This window comes from Afipia broomeae ATCC 49717 (assembly GCF_000314675.2).
Classification (GTDB): Bacteria; Pseudomonadota; Alphaproteobacteria; order Rhizobiales; family Xanthobacteraceae; genus Afipia; species Afipia broomeae.
In genome coordinates this window covers 2,108,770-2,125,466 of record NZ_KB375282.1, presented here as the reverse complement: position 1 = coordinate 2,125,466, position 16,697 = coordinate 2,108,770, and the positions used below count along the sequence as shown (strand labels likewise).

14 protein-coding genes are annotated in these 16,697 nt (G+C 61.8%); 9 read left to right on the top strand and 5 right to left on the bottom strand.

The window, feature by feature from the left end; all coding sequences use genetic code 11:
• Positions 1–144: 144 nt before the first annotated feature.
• Positions 145–1,116: a LysR family transcriptional regulator gene (locus HMPREF9695_RS09810; protein WP_006020696.1), complete on the bottom strand. Its 972-nt coding sequence runs from the start codon at positions 1,114–1,116 to the stop codon at positions 145–147.
• A 273-nt stretch (positions 1,117–1,389) separates the two neighbouring features.
• Here HMPREF9695_RS09810 and HMPREF9695_RS09805 point away from each other — a divergent pair, with 273 nt between their 5' ends.
• Together HMPREF9695_RS09805 and HMPREF9695_RS09800 are read left to right on the top strand one after the other, a co-directional pair.
• The gene (locus tag HMPREF9695_RS09805; protein WP_006020694.1) at positions 1,390–3,114 is read left to right on the top strand and encodes an autotransporter outer membrane beta-barrel domain-containing protein; all 1,725 of its coding nucleotides are present in this window, start codon (positions 1,390–1,392) and stop codon (positions 3,112–3,114) included.
• A 124-nt stretch (positions 3,115–3,238) separates the two neighbouring features.
• Positions 3,239–3,514 carry a GlsB/YeaQ/YmgE family stress response membrane protein gene (locus HMPREF9695_RS09800; protein WP_006020693.1) on the top strand — a complete coding sequence of 92 codons (276 nt, stop codon included), beginning with the start codon at positions 3,239–3,241 and terminating at the stop codon, positions 3,512–3,514.
• A gap of 127 nt (positions 3,515–3,641) precedes the next feature.
• On the opposite strand, the gene HMPREF9695_RS09795 is transcribed toward HMPREF9695_RS09800, so the two are convergent.
• Both HMPREF9695_RS09795 and HMPREF9695_RS26940 read right to left on the bottom strand, forming a co-directional pair.
• A complete protein-coding gene (locus HMPREF9695_RS09795) occupies positions 3,642–4,100 on the bottom strand; it encodes a hypothetical protein (RefSeq protein ID WP_006020692.1) in 459 nt (152 codons plus the stop codon).
• A gap of 60 nt (positions 4,101–4,160) precedes the next feature.
• Positions 4,161–4,949, bottom strand: coding sequence for a hypothetical protein (locus HMPREF9695_RS26940; protein ID WP_245258737.1), 789 nt, complete (start codon positions 4,947–4,949; stop codon positions 4,161–4,163).
• Between the two features lie 6 nt (positions 4,950–4,955).
• On the opposite strand from HMPREF9695_RS26940, the gene HMPREF9695_RS09785 reads away from it, so the two are divergent.
• From HMPREF9695_RS09785 to HMPREF9695_RS09775, 3 genes are all read left to right on the top strand, one after another.
• The gene (locus tag HMPREF9695_RS09785) at positions 4,956–5,612 is read left to right on the top strand and encodes a hypothetical protein (RefSeq protein ID WP_245258736.1); all 657 of its coding nucleotides are present in this window, start codon (positions 4,956–4,958) and stop codon (positions 5,610–5,612) included.
• A gap of 384 nt (positions 5,613–5,996) precedes the next feature.
• Complete coding sequence (ilvD, locus tag HMPREF9695_RS09780) at positions 5,997–7,721, top strand: dihydroxy-acid dehydratase (RefSeq protein WP_006020689.1); 1,725 nt, start codon at positions 5,997–5,999, stop codon at positions 7,719–7,721.
• On the top strand, positions 7,708–8,535 hold the full coding sequence (locus HMPREF9695_RS09775) for a tetratricopeptide repeat protein (protein WP_006020688.1): 828 nt from the start codon (positions 7,708–7,710) through the stop codon (positions 8,533–8,535). Before ilvD ends, HMPREF9695_RS09775 begins: the two co-directional genes overlap by 14 nt.
• A 22-nt stretch (positions 8,536–8,557) precedes the next feature.
• Here the strand turns inward: HMPREF9695_RS09775 and xth are convergent, their stop codons facing one another.
• Positions 8,558–9,343, bottom strand: coding sequence for an exodeoxyribonuclease III (gene xth / locus HMPREF9695_RS09770; protein ID WP_006020687.1), 786 nt, complete (start codon positions 9,341–9,343; stop codon positions 8,558–8,560).
• 182 nt (positions 9,344–9,525) lie between these two features.
• Between xth and HMPREF9695_RS09765 the strand changes: the two genes are divergently transcribed.
• Genes HMPREF9695_RS09765 through HMPREF9695_RS09755 form a run of 3 tightly spaced genes read left to right on the top strand, consistent with a single transcriptional unit; the run spans position 9,526 to position 14,663 of the window.
• On the top strand, positions 9,526–10,662 hold the full coding sequence (locus HMPREF9695_RS09765; protein ID WP_006020686.1) for an efflux RND transporter periplasmic adaptor subunit: 1,137 nt from the start codon (positions 9,526–9,528) through the stop codon (positions 10,660–10,662).
• 3 nt (positions 10,663–10,665) lie between these two features.
• On the top strand, positions 10,666–13,794 hold the full coding sequence (locus tag HMPREF9695_RS09760; protein ID WP_006020685.1) for an efflux RND transporter permease subunit: 3,129 nt from the start codon (positions 10,666–10,668) through the stop codon (positions 13,792–13,794).
• Positions 13,795–13,802: 8 nt separating this feature from the next.
• Positions 13,803–14,663, top strand: a complete 861-nt coding sequence (locus HMPREF9695_RS09755; protein WP_006020684.1) for an amidohydrolase family protein — start codon at positions 13,803–13,805, stop codon at positions 14,661–14,663.
• 218 nt (positions 14,664–14,881) lie between these two features.
• Here HMPREF9695_RS09755 and erpA read toward each other — a convergent pair whose 3' ends face one another.
• Complete coding sequence (gene erpA / locus HMPREF9695_RS09750; protein WP_006020683.1) at positions 14,882–15,232, bottom strand: iron-sulfur cluster insertion protein ErpA; 351 nt, start codon at positions 15,230–15,232, stop codon at positions 14,882–14,884.
• A gap of 95 nt (positions 15,233–15,327) precedes the next feature.
• On the opposite strand from erpA, the gene HMPREF9695_RS09745 reads away from it, so the two are divergent.
• Positions 15,328–16,536, top strand: coding sequence for a deoxyguanosinetriphosphate triphosphohydrolase (locus HMPREF9695_RS09745; protein WP_006020682.1), 1,209 nt, complete (start codon positions 15,328–15,330; stop codon positions 16,534–16,536).
• Positions 16,537–16,697: the final 161 nt, after the last annotated feature.

The following is a 16,697-nucleotide window of genomic DNA, read 5'->3' as shown; positions in this document are numbered from 1 at the left end:
TCTTGTTGTGACCGCGGTGTGGGCTACGGGATATTGCTTGCGAGAGCGTCAATGCGCAGAGAGACATCGTCGATCTGTCGTCCAGTACAATGAAAGTCGGTTCGCGATTTCTGTCGTGAACGCTGAAAACGAACCGGGATGACTTCAAGGCCTGGGCCTTCTGGCTTTTGAAGGCTTTGACGGCTTCATCGGGTAGCTCGCTGCGGTACCGGCTTGAAAATTCCGCATCAGCGTTTCGCGCAGCCATTTGTGGCCCGGATCGTCGTTGTTCTTCTCGTGCCAGATCATGTGGTAGGACTGATCCGAAATCGGTACTGGTGAATCGTAGATCTCCAGCCCGAACAGCGGTGCCATCAGCTCCGCAAACCGGCGCGGCAATACGCAGACGAGGTCGGTGCTGCCCACGATGGCGGGCATCGACCAGACCTTGTTCACTTCATAGACAATGTTGCGTATGCCGCCGCGCGAGGTGATGTCGCGGTCGATATTGGCGTGGCCACGCAATTCGCCGATCAGCGCGAGATGGCCGAGCGACATGAATGTCTTGGCGTCGAGAGTCTTGCCGATGCGCGGATGATCACGGCGGGCGACAACGATGTGATCGCAGTCGCAGATCGTGGAGATCATCAATCCCGGAGCGCTGATCGGAAACGTATGGCAGGCAAGGTCGAGTGTGCCGGCGACGATCTCCTCCGATACTCTGGAATTCCACGCCGGACGCGACTCGATCGAAACGTGCGGCGCATGTCCGGATATATCGCGCAGCAGCGGCGGCATCAGCACCGGCTCCAGCGTATCGACCATCACGATACGAAATTTGCGCTGATAGGTGGCCAGGTCGATACTTTGCCCGCCGTCGAGCTGGCGCCGGATCAGCTGCAGTGCTTCGCGTACCGGCGCGATCATCTGCAGCGAGCGGTTGGTCGGCTTTACGCCGCGTCCGGACCGCACGAACAGCGGATCGTCGAAATGCTCGCGCAGCCGCGTCAGCGCGTTGGAGACCGCAGGCTGACTAAGCGCGAGCTGTCTGGCGGCGTGGCTGATATTTCCGGTGGAGAATACGGCTTCAAAAACGATCAGCAGATTGAGATCGATATTGCGCAAATTGGCGGACACTGTCGCGGTTTTCTATGTGCAGGACAGACATATTCATGGACTTGATACATAAACCTGAAACCGCCGCATTTTCCAAGCGTCTCGTTCCCGCTCGTGTAGGTAACATCATGATTGCAGAGCCGTATTCGTGGTTTGCGACCCTGCTGCGGATCATTCATCAGAACTATGGTTGCTATTCGTACTGATGATTTTTCACCGCCGAGTGCTTTGCCTATTTTGCCCCCGGAGTCGGGTTGCTTGCGCGCAGCCGAGCGAAGGGGCCGGGGTGTTGAAATGAGCAAAAGATTGAAAAGCGGCGGCAATATCAACCGCCGCCGGGCGCTGGTCGGTGCGCCTTATGTGATACGGCTTCGGGTTAAGTTCGGATTGCGGCGCGCGATGCTCGGCACCGCGCTGCTTGCGGTGCTCGGCGCTCCCGCATTTGCGCAGTCCATCGACACTCGTCCCTCATGGAACGGCACTCAAGCGCTTTCTTTTTGGGGCTCCGGAGGAGGTCAGACAGCGTTCGGCCAGAGCATTACCGCCGGAAGCGCGCCTTCGCGCCTGTCGAGTTTCTCATTTGAAGTAATTCAAGACTCGGGAGTACCCCAGCAATATCGGGCGTACGTTTATCAATGGGATCCGGTCACAAGCAGTATGGTCGGCAGCGCCCTGTTTACGTCGGGGGTGATGACGGCTCCGGCGACCGCCGGAGCATTTGCGCAGATGACGATCAATACCGGCGGCGGCGTGGTTCTTTCGCCGGGCCAGCAATATGCTCTGTTCGTGACCACGAGTTCGGTCGGCGCTCAGGCCGCCGGACTTTATCGGTTTGGATATATGGGCGGCTCGGCCTATTCGGGAGGAAATTTTGTCACGCAATCGAGTCCCACCCTGGCTGGATTGCTCGGCCAGAGCTGGGGGTCGCCCAATCTCGATCTCGCCTTTACGGCAACGATTATCCCCGGTCTTCCCGTCGCGGGCCAGAACGGCATCGAGGCGCAGCAGGGCGTCGTCCAACTGATGCACCAGTACCTGAATGTGCTGACCGATCCGTTTGTCACCGATCGCGGTGGCGCTTCAGCCATCGGCTTTGCACCGGAGCGCCCGTCGAACGTGCCCGCGGGCGTCGCGTCTGCCTTCGCCAAGTTCAACAAAGCGCCGAACGGTTATGAGCCACGCTACAGCATGTGGGGCGCGGCTTTCGGCGGCGGCAACAAGAGCAGCGGCGTGTCCACACTCGGCATTTCAGATACATCAACGACGGTCGGAGGTTTTGCCGCCGGCGTCGATTACAAATTCTCGCCGAACTCGATGATCGGTTTTTCGCTTGCGGGTGGCGGAACATCGTGGTCGGTGTCAGATAACAACGGCGGCGGCCGCAGCGATGCACTCCTCGTCGGTGTCTATGGCGCGCATGGTTTCAACACGTCGTATTATCTCTCCGGCGCTTTGAGCTTCGGCAATTATTGGACGACAACCAATCGGACGGTCGGCGCGGATCAGTTCGATGCGAAGTTCAACGTGCAGAATTTCGGCGGGCGGTTCGAACTCGGGCGGCACTTTCAGGTTCCCGAAGGTATGCGTCTGACGCCCTATGTCGCGATCCAGTCGCAGTTCTACACCACGCCGTCCTATACCGAGACCGCATCGGCAGGCGTAGGCGCATTCGCGCTGGCGTTCGCGTCGCGCGATGCGTGGGTCGTCCGCTCGGAAGCCGGCAGCCGCCTCGACAAGACATGGAGTCTGCCAAGTGGCGGCAGCCTGCGCGCGTTCGGCAAGATCGCCTACGGCCACGATGAATATAGCGATCCGACGATTGCAGCTTCGTTTTCCGGTTTTGCTATCCCGGCGTTTGGGGTCGGCGGTGTGACGCCCGCCCGCGACCTGGCGCTGGTCGCTGCCGGATCAGAATGGATGATGGGCAAGGGCTGGTCGCTGATGGCGAAGTTTGACGGTGAATTCTCCGAGCGGACGCAGACTTACGCGGGCACCGGTCGTGTGCGGTATGTTTGGTAAGGGCTAATGTACTGATGGCCGCTCTCAATCAGATTTGCACGACTTTCGCTCACGAAAGCCTAACTGTCCTGTGCGAGGTCCGGTATAACGCAATGTGACCGGACAGTTTGTGCAAGGACTATCAATGAACGAAGCTCAGGCCTTTTTCAGCCAGCCGGGAGTCGGCTTCTTTACCATGCTTCTGATCGGCGCCATCGCCGGCTGGATCGCGGAGCGGGTGACGTCGTCCGACCACGGCATCTTCACCAATATCCTTGTCGGCATCGCCGGGTCGTTCGTCGGCGCCAAGCTTGCCGAAATCGCGGAAGTGCCAGTCTTCGGCTTCTGGCGGACGCTCGTTTCCGCAGCGATCGGCGCGGTGCTTCTGCTGTTTGCGTGGCGCATGATCCGCGGCCGCTAAGCGCGGGCATCTGCCGAGGACCAAAAGCGAAAGGCCGCCTCGGCCAATCGGTTGATGCCAGGTGGAGGATGGGTGCGGGCCACGGGCGATTCACGCGCGCCGTCCGATGTCCGCCGGAGGATTGCGGCTACTGGGCCTTTACCTCGATGCGGTAGGTCTGATGGCAGGCGACGCAGTTGCGCATGATATCGGCAAGCGACTTGTTGATCGTCGCCGCCGGTGCATTGGCGCGGGCTTGATCGGCGAGCGCATCGAAGCCATTCCTCACCGACAGAAACATCAACTTCCAGGCCTCGCTTTCCTTGGCCGCCAACGAGGGCGGCCGCGCCAGCGTCAGGTTGGCCTTCCGGCCCCGCGCGGCGGCTTCGCGCGCGACCAGGCCCATATCGCCGGTCCCAAGCCCTTCCTCGATTTCAGTGATTGAATTCAGAAGCAGCCGCATCTGATCAAGGATGAAGGCCTTTTCGGCCTCCGTCCTGAAGACCTGCTCCCGCGCATCGACCATGTCATCCGCGCGGCCGGACGACACCGGCGCACCGAGGAAGAGGCATGGAATGGCGAATGCCAAAGCAACAGCACGGCGCATCGGATCGTCTCCGGCTAGGGCGAGGGGCAAGCGGTCGGTTCTGGAGTTCTCTTGCGCTGCTTATTTGCGCTCGATCAAAAGACCGTGGCAATCCGCATCCGTCACATTTTCGGCTGCATGCGACGCAGTGATCGGACCGGTGTGGGCCTCGCCGGCCTTGACCTTGATCTCGCGCGTCGTGCCGTCGACGTTATGGACCTTCACCTTACAGTCATCGAGCGCGTAAGTGACAAAGGCAACCGGGTGGGAGTGCTGCTTGTCCGTCACGCCCTTCTTCCAAGTCGCTGAAATCACGCGGAAGTTCTGATCTTCGAAAATGACCTTGTAGACCGTTGGGTCGGCCTCATAGGAGGGCGGGGCACTTTGTGCGGCCGCTGCGCCGATCGACAGAATGAACGCGCTCAAGCCAGCCGATAGATATCGAACCATGGTCAAACTCCCCAGCAGAATGAATGTCCATAAATGCAAAAGCGTCCTGCAACGCGGACAAGCTATTCGCAGATGTGTTCGTCCGGTCGGAAAACATTGCGCAGATCGGACCGCGCAGATAGCGTTTCGGCGGGGAATGACGCCTTGGGGCAGACCGTGGAAAGCGACGAACTTGAGCGACTCGTCGGCGGCCGGTTGCGGCATAGCTTCGAGGAAATCTTGAACCATCCGCTCCTGCCGCAGGCTCGGCGAGCGTATCTGCAGAGCTTTCTCGACGTCTACGAGGGCGATCCCTTTTTGATCCGCCTCCTTTTGCAGGCTGGCCGTTTCCTCGTGTTTCACTGCGCCATGGTCCTGGAATCCTCGCATGACCTCGCGCGACGCGAGACCTGGTTCACGGTCGCGGCGTTGAAGCAGCAATTGGCGATGTTCGGCTATGTCAGTGCAAGACAGGTGGATCATCTGCTGGCGCGGCTGCAGGAGGTCGGCTTCATCGAACAGCGCCGTGCGCCCGGCGACGGCCGCGTGCGTCTGCTCGCCACCACGGACAAGCTTCGCTCGCATCATGCCGATTGGCTGGCGGCGCATTATGTTCCGCTCGCGACGCTCTTTCCCGCGCATGATTATACTCCGGTGCTAACGCGCGACCGCACTTTCCATGCGCTCCATTGTCGTGCCTGCCTGCCGTTTACGCCCGTAAGCGCGCGGATGATGATGACGCTGCCCGACACGATGCTGTTCTTCAGCCACGCCGCCGGGCCATTGATTCAGAATGCGGTACTCAAGGCAGCGATGGATGCCGGCGATCCAGCCGCGGCGGTGCCGTATTTCGACGCGGCCGATCGCTTCGGCGTCTCGCGAACGCATGTCCGCAACCTGATGGAGACGGCGCAAGCGGCGGGGCTGGTGAAAATCGTCGGCCGCGGCGGCCGCGGCATCGAGATCCTGCCGCGTTTCTGGTCGAGCTACGACCGCGGGCTTGCCGTAGGCATGTATCTCCACGACGCCGTCAACTGCGTCGTCATGGCGGAGTGGACAAAGCAGAACGCCAGGGATGCGTCCCGCGAATTAATCGACGGCTGACCTCGGACTGCGCCGACTTGAATTCTGAAAATGTAAAGAACCAGCGCCAACGGCTGGCCTGTCTCCATGACCCGGCTTCCAAGCGCGGTAAGCACCGGGACACCCCATCCGAAGTAAGTCCTGAGCGGCGGAGAAGTTCTAAGGCTTGTCAGGCGCTGGTCGTTGGAGTTGCCGCGCAGCAACGAATGTTGCGTGTCTACAACACTTCGTGAACATTTAACCGTGGCCCCAGCAAGCACTTGCGCGCGCCGCTATTTAGCCACACGCCTCCATGAGATCATTATTCCGTAGGCGAAACGCCACGGCATTCGCGATGGCATTGGAAGAACCTCCCATTTTTAGGGGTTTTCTGGCTCTCGGGGCGGCTGCGGGACAAGGTTCACGATGGACGCGAAGAGCAACATCAAGTCGCGACTCCCAAGCCGTCATGTGACGGAGGGTCCCGCACGCGCTCCCCATCGCTCCTACCTCTATGCCATGGGCCTCACCACCGAGCAGATCCACCAGCCGTTCGTCGGCGTGGCGTCCTGCTGGAATGAGGCGGCCCCCTGCAATATTTCCCTGATGCGTCAGGCCCAGGCCGCCAAAAAGGGCGTCGCCTCGGCGGGCGGCACCCCTCGCGAATTCTGCACCATCACCGTCACCGATGGCATCGCCATGGGCCACGAGGGGATGCGGTCGTCGCTTCCGTCGCGCGAAACCATTGCCGATTCAGTTGAATTGACCGTCCGCGGCCATGCCTATGACGCCCTGATCGGCCTCGCCGGCTGCGACAAGTCCTTGCCCGGCATGATGATGGCGATGCTGCGGCTCAACGTACCGTCGATCTTCATCTACGGCGGCTCGATCCTGCCCGGCAACTTCCGGGGCCAGCAGGTCACCGTCCAGGACATGTTCGAGGCGGTCGGCAAGCACTCGGTCGGCGAAATGTCCGACGAGGATCTGGACGAAATCGAGCGGGTGGCGTGCCCGTCGGCGGGCGCCTGCGGCGCTCAGTTCACCGCCAACACCATGGCGACCGTCTCCGAGGCGATCGGCCTTGCCTTGCCTTACTCGGCCGGTGCGCCGGCTCCTTACGAAATCCGCGACAGCTTCTGCATGGCGGCGGGCGAAAAGATCATGGAATTGATCGCGCAGAATATCCGTCCGCGCGACATCGTCACCCGTAAGTCCTTGGAAAACGCGGCAGCCGTCGTGGCGGCGTCGGGCGGCTCGACCAATGCTGCGCTGCATCTGCCCGCGATGGCACACGAATGCGGCATCGAGTTCGATCTTTTTGACGTTGCCGAAATCTTCAAAAAGACACCGTATATCGCGGATTTGAAGCCGGGTGGCCGTTATGTGGCCAAAGATATGTTCGAGGCTGGTGGAATACCGCTTCTGATGAAGACGCTCTTGGACAACGGTTACTTGCACGGCGACTGCATGACAGTCACCGGTCGTACGATCGCCGAAAACCTCAAGAGCGTGAAATGGAATCCTCACCAGGACGTGGTGTATCCAGCCGATAAGCCGATCACCGTGACCGGTGGCGTTGTCGGCATGAAGGGTAATCTCGCGCCCGACGGCGCGATCGTGAAAGTCGCTGGAATGTCGGTGTTGAAGTTCACAGGGCCCGCGCGTTGCTTCGATTGCGAAGAAGATGCGTTCGAGTCCGTGAACAATAAGACCTACAAGGAAGGCGACGTCATCGTGATCCGCTACGAGGGCCCCAAGGGTGGCCCCGGCATGCGCGAAATGCTCCAGACAACCGCAGCTCTCACCGGCCAGGGCATGGGCGGCAAGGTGGCTCTCATCACCGACGGGCGTTTCTCGGGAGCCACCCGCGGCTTCTGCGTCGGCCATGTCGGGCCTGAAGCGGCCGTCGGCGGCCCGATCGGGCTGATCCGCGACGGTGACATCATCGAGCTCGATGCGGTCAACGGCACGCTCAATGTCAAATTAACCGATGCCGAACTGGCCGAGCGCAGGAAGGCGTGGAAGCCGCGTGAAACCTCGGTCGGTTCCGGCGTGCTTTGGAAATATGCCCAGCAGGTGGGACCGGCGGTCAAGGGCGCGGTGACCCATCCCGGCGGGGCGGCTGAGAAAGTGTGTTATGCGGACATCTGAGCGCATCGGTATTGTTGCTGCCCTGACTGTCGCGTTTTTCGCGGCAGGTCCGGCCGTTGCCTTTGAGGGCACGTCGCCGGGCAATCAGGACGGCACGCTGCCGGTTGTTGCCGCTCCCACCGGCGTTGCCGTGATCAAGAAGCCGGTCCCACCGGCCGACATTCCCCAGCCTCCGGCGACGTTGTCGGCGCTGCAATATGCCGCCGAGGGGGGTCATCCGGTGGCGCAGTGGAAGCTCGGGCGCATGTACGCCAAGGGCGACGGCGTCGCGCAGGACGATCTGCGCGCCTACGACTATTTCAGCAAGATCGCGAACGCCCACGCCGAGGATAGCCCGTCGGCGCCACAGGCGACGATCGTTGCCAACGCTTTCGTGGCGCTCGGCCGGTATTACGTCTCCGGAATTCCGAACACCCGCGTAAAGGCTGATCCGGAGCGGGCGCGGGAAATGTTCTCCTACGCCGCGTCGTATTTCGGCAACGCCGAGGCGCAGTACAATCTGGCCCGGATGTATCTCGACGGCGTCGGCATGCCGCGCGACACCAGGTACGGCATTCGCTGGCTCGGGCTGGCGGCGCGCAAGGGCCAGCATCAGGCGCAGGCGCTGCTCGGTCAGATGCTGTTCAACGGTACCGGCTCCCAGCGTCAGGCGGCCCGCGGCCTGATGTGGCTGACCTTGGCGCAGGACAGTGCGGGGCCGGACGAGATCTGGATCAAGGACAGCTACAAGACCGCGCTCTCCAAGGCGTCCGAGGACGACCGGGCGATGGCGTTGCAGATGCTCGAGCGCTGGGTGCAGGGTCGCCGGGACTGATCTGTTCGCGTCGCGAACGTGTTTAGTTGAGATCCAGATCGATCCACACCGGAACGTGATCTGACGCCTTTTCCCATCCCCTGACGTAGCGATCGATGCCGGCATCGAGCAGCCGGTCGCTGGCTTGCGGCGACAGCAACAGGTGGTCGATCCGGATGCCGTTGTTCTTCGGCCATGCGCCGGCCTGATAATCCCAGAACGTGTACTGACCGGGCTGGTCCGAAACCGCACGGATCGCGTCGGTCAGGCCGAGGTTCAGCAGGGCGCGGAAGCGCTCGCGCGTCTTCGGCAGGAACAGGGCGTCGTTCGCCCAGGCGGCAGGATTGTAGACGTCGCCATTGGCGGGAATGACGTTGAAATCGCCCGCCAGCACCAGCGGCTGCTCGCCCTTCATGCGCTCCTTCGAGTACTCAAGAAGCCGCTCCATCCATTTGATTTTGTATGGGTATTTCTCGGTTTCCGGCGGGTTGCCGTTCGGCAGGTACAGACAAGCGATCCGCAGCGAGCCGTTTGCATGCGAGACCACGCCTTCAAGGAAACGGGCGTGCAGATCGTCCGCGTCGCCGCCCAGACGCGGCGTGGTTTCGTCGAACCGGTACTTCGAGAGCAGCGCCACGCCGTTGAATGTCTTCTGGCCGTGGGTCACCACGTTGTAGCCGAGCGCCTCGATCGGCTCGCGCGGAAACGCCTCGTCCACGCACTTGATCTCCTGAAGGCAGACGATGTCCGGGGACCGTTCCTTGAGCCACGTCAGCAGGTGATCGAGCCGCTGACGGATAGAGTTAACGTTCCAGGTGGCGATCCGCATGTCCGATCCCGTTAGTTACGTGGGGCATTATTCCAAAGAATCCCCCGGTATCCCGTACCACGGGCGGTGTGGCTGTGATAAGCCGAATACAAATTAACGCTGGAAAACCAGCACTATGGGGTTGGGAAACGGCGGCTGTCTGGCGTGCTCGCGCAGCCTGAATCCTGAACCTGAGAGACGGCATGAACGGAAATTTTTTCAAACGGCGTACTTTGCTCATTGCGGGCATCCTTATTGCGGCCGTCGCGCTCTATGCGACCCGGTCGATGTGGACGAGCGGCGCGACCACCGCGCAAGCTCCGCCGCGGCAAGCAGTCTCCGTCGAAGTTGCGAAGGCTGAAAAGAAGCCGGTGCCGCTCGATGTGGATTCCATCGGCGCAGTCACCCCGATTTCGAGCGTTGCGCTGAAATCCCGCGTCGAGACCACCATCGTCGGGGTTCATTTCGAGGACGGCGCTCGCGTCAAGGAAGGCGATTTGCTGTTCACGCTGGATTCGCGCCAGATCGATGCGCAGATCGCGCAGGCGGAAGGCAATCTTGCACGGTCGCAATCGCAGCTCGTCGCCGCCGAGCGCGACATGAGGCGTTTCAACGAACTGATCGGCAAGGGCGCGACTACGCAGGTCAATGTCGACAATGCGAAGACCGCGGCCGACACCGCGACCGCGACCATTCAGGCCGATCAGGCCATTCTGGATAATCTGAAGGTTCAGAAAAGTTACACGAAGATTACGGCCCCCATCAGCGGCCGGATCAGTGCCGCGACCGTCAAGGTTGGAAACTTCGTCCGGCCGGCGGATACGTCGCCCCTTGCGACCATCAACCAGATGGCGCCGGTTTACGTCACCTTCGCAATTCCCCAGCGCGTGCTGAGCGATCTGCGTGATGCCATGAAGGACGGCAAGTCGTCGGTCACGGCGACGATCCCCGGCAACGGCAAGTCGGAGACCGGCACCATCGCCATGGTGGAGAACACCGTCGATCCGACCACCGGCATGGTGACGGTGCGCGGCATGATGGGCAACGAGAGCGAACTGCTGTGGCCGGGTATTCTGGTCAACACCACGCTCACCGTGCGGACCGAAGAGGCGGTCATTGTGCCATCGGTCGGCGTCCAGCGCAGCCAGACAGGGAACTTCGTGTTCGTGGTCCGGGACGGCAAGGCGCAGGTTCAGCCCGTTACCATCAGCCGCACTTTCCAGGGTTTTTCCGTGGTCGACAGTGGTCTGGAAGGCGGAGAGGATATCGTTGTTGATGGTCAATTGCTGCTGTCCAACGGCACGCCCGTCGCGCCTCGCAGCCGCAAGGCCGGGGCTTAATAGATGAACCTGTCGGAACTCTGCATCCGCAGACCGGTGATGACGACGCTGATGACGGCGTCGATTATTGCATTTGGCGTGTTCGGATTCCGGCTGCTGCCGGTCTCCGCGCTGCCCAAGGTTGATTTCCCGACCATTCAGGTCACGGCGACCTTGCCCGGCGCGAGCGCCGACACAATGGCGGCCTCGGTTGCAGGTCCGATCGAGCGCCAGCTCTCGACGGTTGCCGGCATTTCGTCGATGTCGTCGAGCTCCTCGCAGGGCACGACCTCGATCACCATCCAGTTCGACCTCAACCGCAACATCGATGGCGCAGCACTGGACGTGCAGACCGCGCTGACGATTGCGCAGCGCCGCCTGCCGGTCGAGATGCTCGTCCCGCCGAGCTTCCGGAAGGTGAACCCGGCCGACTTCCCCGTGCTGTTCGTGTCGTTGAGTTCGGAGACTCTGCCGCTGTCGACCGTCAATGAATACGGCGACATCACCATCGGCCAGACGCTCTCGCAGATTCCCGGCGTCGCGCAGGTTCTGATCTACGGTCCGCAGAAGTTTGCGATCCGGGTGCAGGCCGATCCTGAGGCGGCAGCCGCGCGCGGATTGTCGCTCGAGGACATCCGCGCGGCAGTTTCGCGCGCCAATTCCTCGACGCCGGTCGGCACCCTGAACGGTCCGAAGCAGGACATCGCAATTCAGGCGTCCGGGCAGCTCAACAAGGCTGCCGATTACCGGCAGGTGGTTGTGGCATGGCGTAACGGCTCGCCGGTCAAGCTGGACGAAGTCGCCCGGATCTACGATAGCGTCGAAAACGACAAGGCTGCGACCTGGTTCAACGGCACGCGCTCGATCGTGCTGGCGATCCAGAAGCAGCCAGACGCCAACACCGTGGCCGTGGTCGATGCGGTGCGGGCCAAGCTGCCGTCGCTGCGGGCTCAGGTCCCGCCCTCTATCACCATGGACGTGACCCTCGACCGCTCGGTCTCCATCCGCGAGTCCGTCACCGACGTTGAAGAGACGCTGCTGATCGCGGTCGGTCTTGTGATCGTCGTGATCTTCCTGTTCCTGCGGTCGGCGTCCGCCACCTTCATTCCGGCGCTCGCGGTTCCGATCTCGGTGCTGGGCACCTGCGCGGTGATGTACGCGCTCGACTATTCGATCAACAACATGACGCTGCTGGCGCTGACGCTGTCGGTGGGCTTCGTGGTGGACGACGCCATCGTCATGCTCGAAAACATCATGCGTCACATCGAGGAGGGCATGAAGCCCTATGAGGCGGCGCTGAAAGGCGCGCGGGAAATCGGCTTCACCATTCTGTCGATTACGTTCTCGCTGATCGCGGTCTTCATTCCCGTGCTGCTGATGGGCGGCATCGTTGGCCGCGTGTTCCGCGAGTTCGCGGTGACCATCTCTGTAGCCATCCTTGTGTCCGGCTTCGTGTCGCTGACCCTGACGCCCATGCTCTGCGCGCGCGTGCTCAAGGCGCACGATCCGCATCACCGGCCCAACTTCGTGCTGCGCTGGTTCGAGGCCATGTTCGAGGCCTGGCTGCGCGCCTATGAATGGACGCTCGACCGCGTGCTCGCCTACAAGTCGGTGATGCTGGTGGTGACGCTGGCGACGCTCGGCCTCACGATCTGGCTGTACATGATCGTGCCGAAAGGGTTCTTCCCGCAGGAGGACACCGGCTTCCTCAGCGGTACGACGGAGGCCGCGACCGACACGTCGTTCGAGGCGATGAGCGCACGGCAGAAACTTCTTGCCGATATTCTGCGGGCCGATCCCGCCGTTGAATTCGTCAACAGCACGGTCGGGTCCGGCGGGCCCAATCCGACGGCGAACTACGGCCGCTTGTTCATTGGCCTGAAGCCGAAGGAGGAGCGTCAGCCCGCGCCCGTGGTGATGGCGCGGCTCCGGCAGAAGGCGTTGCAGGTGCCGGGTCTTCAGGCCTTTTTCCAGGGCATCCAGAACCTGAACATCGGCGGACGTCCGTCGAAGAGCCAGTATCAGTACACATTGCAGAGCGGCGATACGGACTCGCTCTACAACGCAGCGCCGGTGATGCGCGACCGCATCGCCAAGGTCGATGGATTGCAGGATGTCACCACCGATCTCTACATCAAGAATCCGCAGCTCACGGTCGAGATCGACCGCGAGAAGGCCGCGGTCTATGGCGTGACGGCCGACCAGATCCGCAACCAGCTTTTCAACGCTTATGGCGCGCGGCAGGTGGGCACGATCTACATGCCCTCGAACGACTACCAGATCATTCTGGAAGTGCAGCCGAAGTTTCGCGTCGATCCGACCGATCTGTCCAAGCTGTATGTGAAGACGACGAACAACCAGACCATTCCGCTCGATGCGGTGGCGAAGATGGTGCCGACGGTCGGGCCTTTGCAGATCAATCACCAGGGCCAGCAGCCGGCGGTGACGATCTCGTTCAACCTGCGGCCCGGCACCTCGCTCGGCTATGCGGTCGATCAGATCACGAAGATCGAGCAGGATTCGAATCTGCCGGCGACCATTGCGACCGGCTTCTCAGGCACCGCGCAGGTGTTCCAGGATTCGCTGCGCGGGCAGGGCGTTCTTATTCTCGCCGCCGTGTTCGCGGCCTTCGTCATTCTCGGCATTCTCTACGAGAGCTTCATCCATCCGATCACGATCATCTCGGGTCTGCCGTCCGCAGGTATCGGCGCGATCCTGACGCTGATGCTGTTCAAGATGGAGTTGTCGGTGATCGCCATGATCGGCATCGTCATGCTGGTCGGCATCGTCAAGAAGAACGCGATCATGATGGTCGACTTCGCCATCGAACGCCGCTCCGCGGGTCTGAGTGCGGAGCATGCCATTCGTGAGGCGGCGCTGATGCGGTTCCGTCCGATCATGATGACGACGTTCGCGGCGATCTTCGGCACGCTGCCGATTGCGCTCGGCGCGGGCGCGGGCGCCGAACTGCGTCAGCCACTCGGCGTGTCTGTGGTCGGCGGTCTTCTGGTATCGCAGTTGCTCACGCTCTACATCACGCCGGTGATCTACATCTATCTTGACCGCATCGACCGCCGTCTCAAGCGGCGCCTTGACCCGACGCTGCAGGACACGCCGGATGTCGAGCCGCCACGCGTCGCGGCGGCCGAGTAGAGTTTCGAATGTCGATCATATCCGCACGAACAGGCTGGCGTTTCCTCATCGCCGCCGCCGTGCTGCTTTCCGCTGTGCCTGCACGGGCCATTGAAGAGCCGATCGAGATTTTCGACGCGCACCTGCATTACAACTGGGAGCCGACGCCGTATTTTCAGGTCGATGAGGTGCTCGCGCTGTTCAGGAAGCACCGCGTCACCGGCATTCTCGCCACCAGCCGGCCCAACACAGGCACCCATGCCCTGATGGATGCAAAAGCCGAAGGCCTGTGGGTCGTCCCGTTCATCAGGCCGTATCGCGTTCGTCCTGACATCCAGACCTGGTTCAACGACCCGACGATCTTCGATCTGGTGCAGGACGAGTACAAGCGCGGCTATTACCGCGGTATCGGAGAGTTTCATCTGTCGGGGAAGGCCGCCGCGACCGAATGGGTCAAGAAGGCCGTGGACTTCGCAGTCGCCAACGATCTCTACCTTCATGCCCACGCCGACGATGAAGCCGTCGAGATCCTGATGCGTCACAACGCGCGCGCAAAGATCATCTGGGCACACACCGGCTTCAGCCTCGCGCCGAGCCGGGTCGCGGCGATGCTGGCAACTTATCCGCAGTTGTGGGGCGAACTGTCTTACCGCAGCGGCATTACCGGCGCGGGCGGGGCGCTCACGCCGGAATGGCGCGCGATGTTCGAGAAATATCCGGACCGCTTCCTGCTGGGATCGGATACCTGGATCAGCGAGCGCTGGGCGAGCTACGGTTCGATCATGGCCGAGTATCGCGGTTGGTTGAAGCAGTTGCCGCCGGGGATCGCGAAACAGATCGCGCATGGCAACGCGAAGCGGCTGTTCGCGGAGAACGCAGGGAATAAGTAGCGGCGCTTTCTGGCGTCATCCTGAGGTGCGAGCCGTTTCCGGCGAGACTCAAAGCATGAGAGTTTGCTTTACCTCTCCCATGGGGAGAGGTCGGCGCGTAGCGCCGGGTGAGGGGGTACGCTCCCTCGATAGATTCTACGCCCTCACCCCAACCCTCTCCCCACGGGAGAGGGAGTTGGACTGCGCTCGTGTCGGAGCAGGTGTCTAATTCAAAGAAACTAAATCGAAAAACTCGTACCGCAGCCGCAGGACGCGGTCGCGTTCGGATTGACCACGCGGAACGACGCGCCGATCAGATCATCGACAAAGTCGACTTCCGAGCCGGCCAGGAACGGCACGGATGAGGGGTCCACCAGCACCACGGCGCTGTCGCGTTCGATCACAAGATCGTCGTCTGCCTTGGCGCGCTCGACATCGAATTTGTACTGGAAGCCGGAGCAGCCGCCGCCTTCGACGCTGATGCGCAGCATCGCGCCGTCGCCTTCCGACTTGAGGATGGCGCCGATTCGCTTCGCTGCCCGTTCGGAAATGGTCACACCGGCGGCTGAGGCGAGTTCGGTGGCAGTCATAATAGGTCTCCGAAACCGGGGTATTTGAATGTCCCCGTATGGCATAGTTAAGTGCGCTGAACGCCAGAATCAAACACCGAAAGTAGAATAATTCGATGTCGGTCGGAATGGCAGCAACCCGCGTAGCCTATGGCTGCGACCCCAGCCAGAGCCGCGGCAGGCGCTTCAATGAGCCGCCGAGCCTGCGGCGCAGTGCGTTCCGCCGCGACTGTGACCGCGTCATTCATTCCAATGCCTTCCGCCGCCTGAAGCATAAAACACAGGTATTCGTGTTCCACGAAGGCGATCACTATCGCACCCGCCTGACCCATACGCTGGAGGTCGCCCAGATCGCCCGCGCGCTGGCGCGGCAACTCGGCCTCGACGAGGACCTCACCGAGACGCTGGCGCTCGCCCACGATCTCGGCCATCCGCCGTTCGGCCATGCCGGGGAGCGGGCGCTCGACGAGTGCCTCAAGGCGCACGGCGGTTTCGATCACAACGCGCAGAGCCTGCGCGTGGTCACGCTGCTGGAGCGGCGCTATCCGCAGTTCGACGGCCTCAATCTCACATGGGAGTCCCTCGAGGGAATCGTCAAGCACAACGGCCCGTTGATCGACGGCAATGGCGAGCCTGTCGGCCGCTACCGCGAGCACGGCGTGCCGGTCGGCATCTCGGAATATGTCGCGTATCACGATCTCGAGTTGTGGAGCTACGCCTCGCTGGAAGCGCAGGTCGCTGCGGTGGCCGATGACATCGCCTATGACGCGCACGACATCGACGACGGATTGCGGGCAGGGCTGTTCACCGTGGACGATCTCGGCGCCATCCCGCTGATCGCCGACATCAACGCGGTCATCACCGCGCGCTATCCCGTCCTCGACGAGACGCGGCGCGGCGCGGAACTGGTGCGCGAACTCATCTCCTATCTGATCGAGGATGTGTTCTCGGAAACGCGCAGGCGGCTCACCGGTGTGCACCCCGGCAGCGTGATCGACGTGCGCAACCATGACGCAACGCTGGTCGGCTTCTCGGCCGAAGCCGAGAAAACGGAAGCGGCGATCAAGCGCTTTCTCAGGACGCGGATGTATCGCCACGAGCGGGTCATGAGCGTGATGCGGGACGCGGAGGCGGTGGTCCGCGATCTGTTCGCGCGCTATCAGGCCGAACCGGGCGATCTGCCCGCCGAATGGCTGCCCGACGAGGGCGAGCATGACGAGGCTGGCCGGGCCCGCCGGATCGGCGATTTCATTGCGGGAATGACCGACCGGTACGCCATTGTCGAGCATCAGCGGCTTTTTGACTCGACCCCGGATTTACGTTAGGCGGCGGCATCCGGCCTTGGCAGCAAGCCCAAGGGCTTACTCCGTCATTGCGAGGAGCGCTTGCGACGAAGCAATCCATTCCTTTGGTCTCAAAGATGGATTGCTTCGCTCCGCTCGCAATGACGATCTGAACTGTCTATTTTGTACACGACACAGGACTT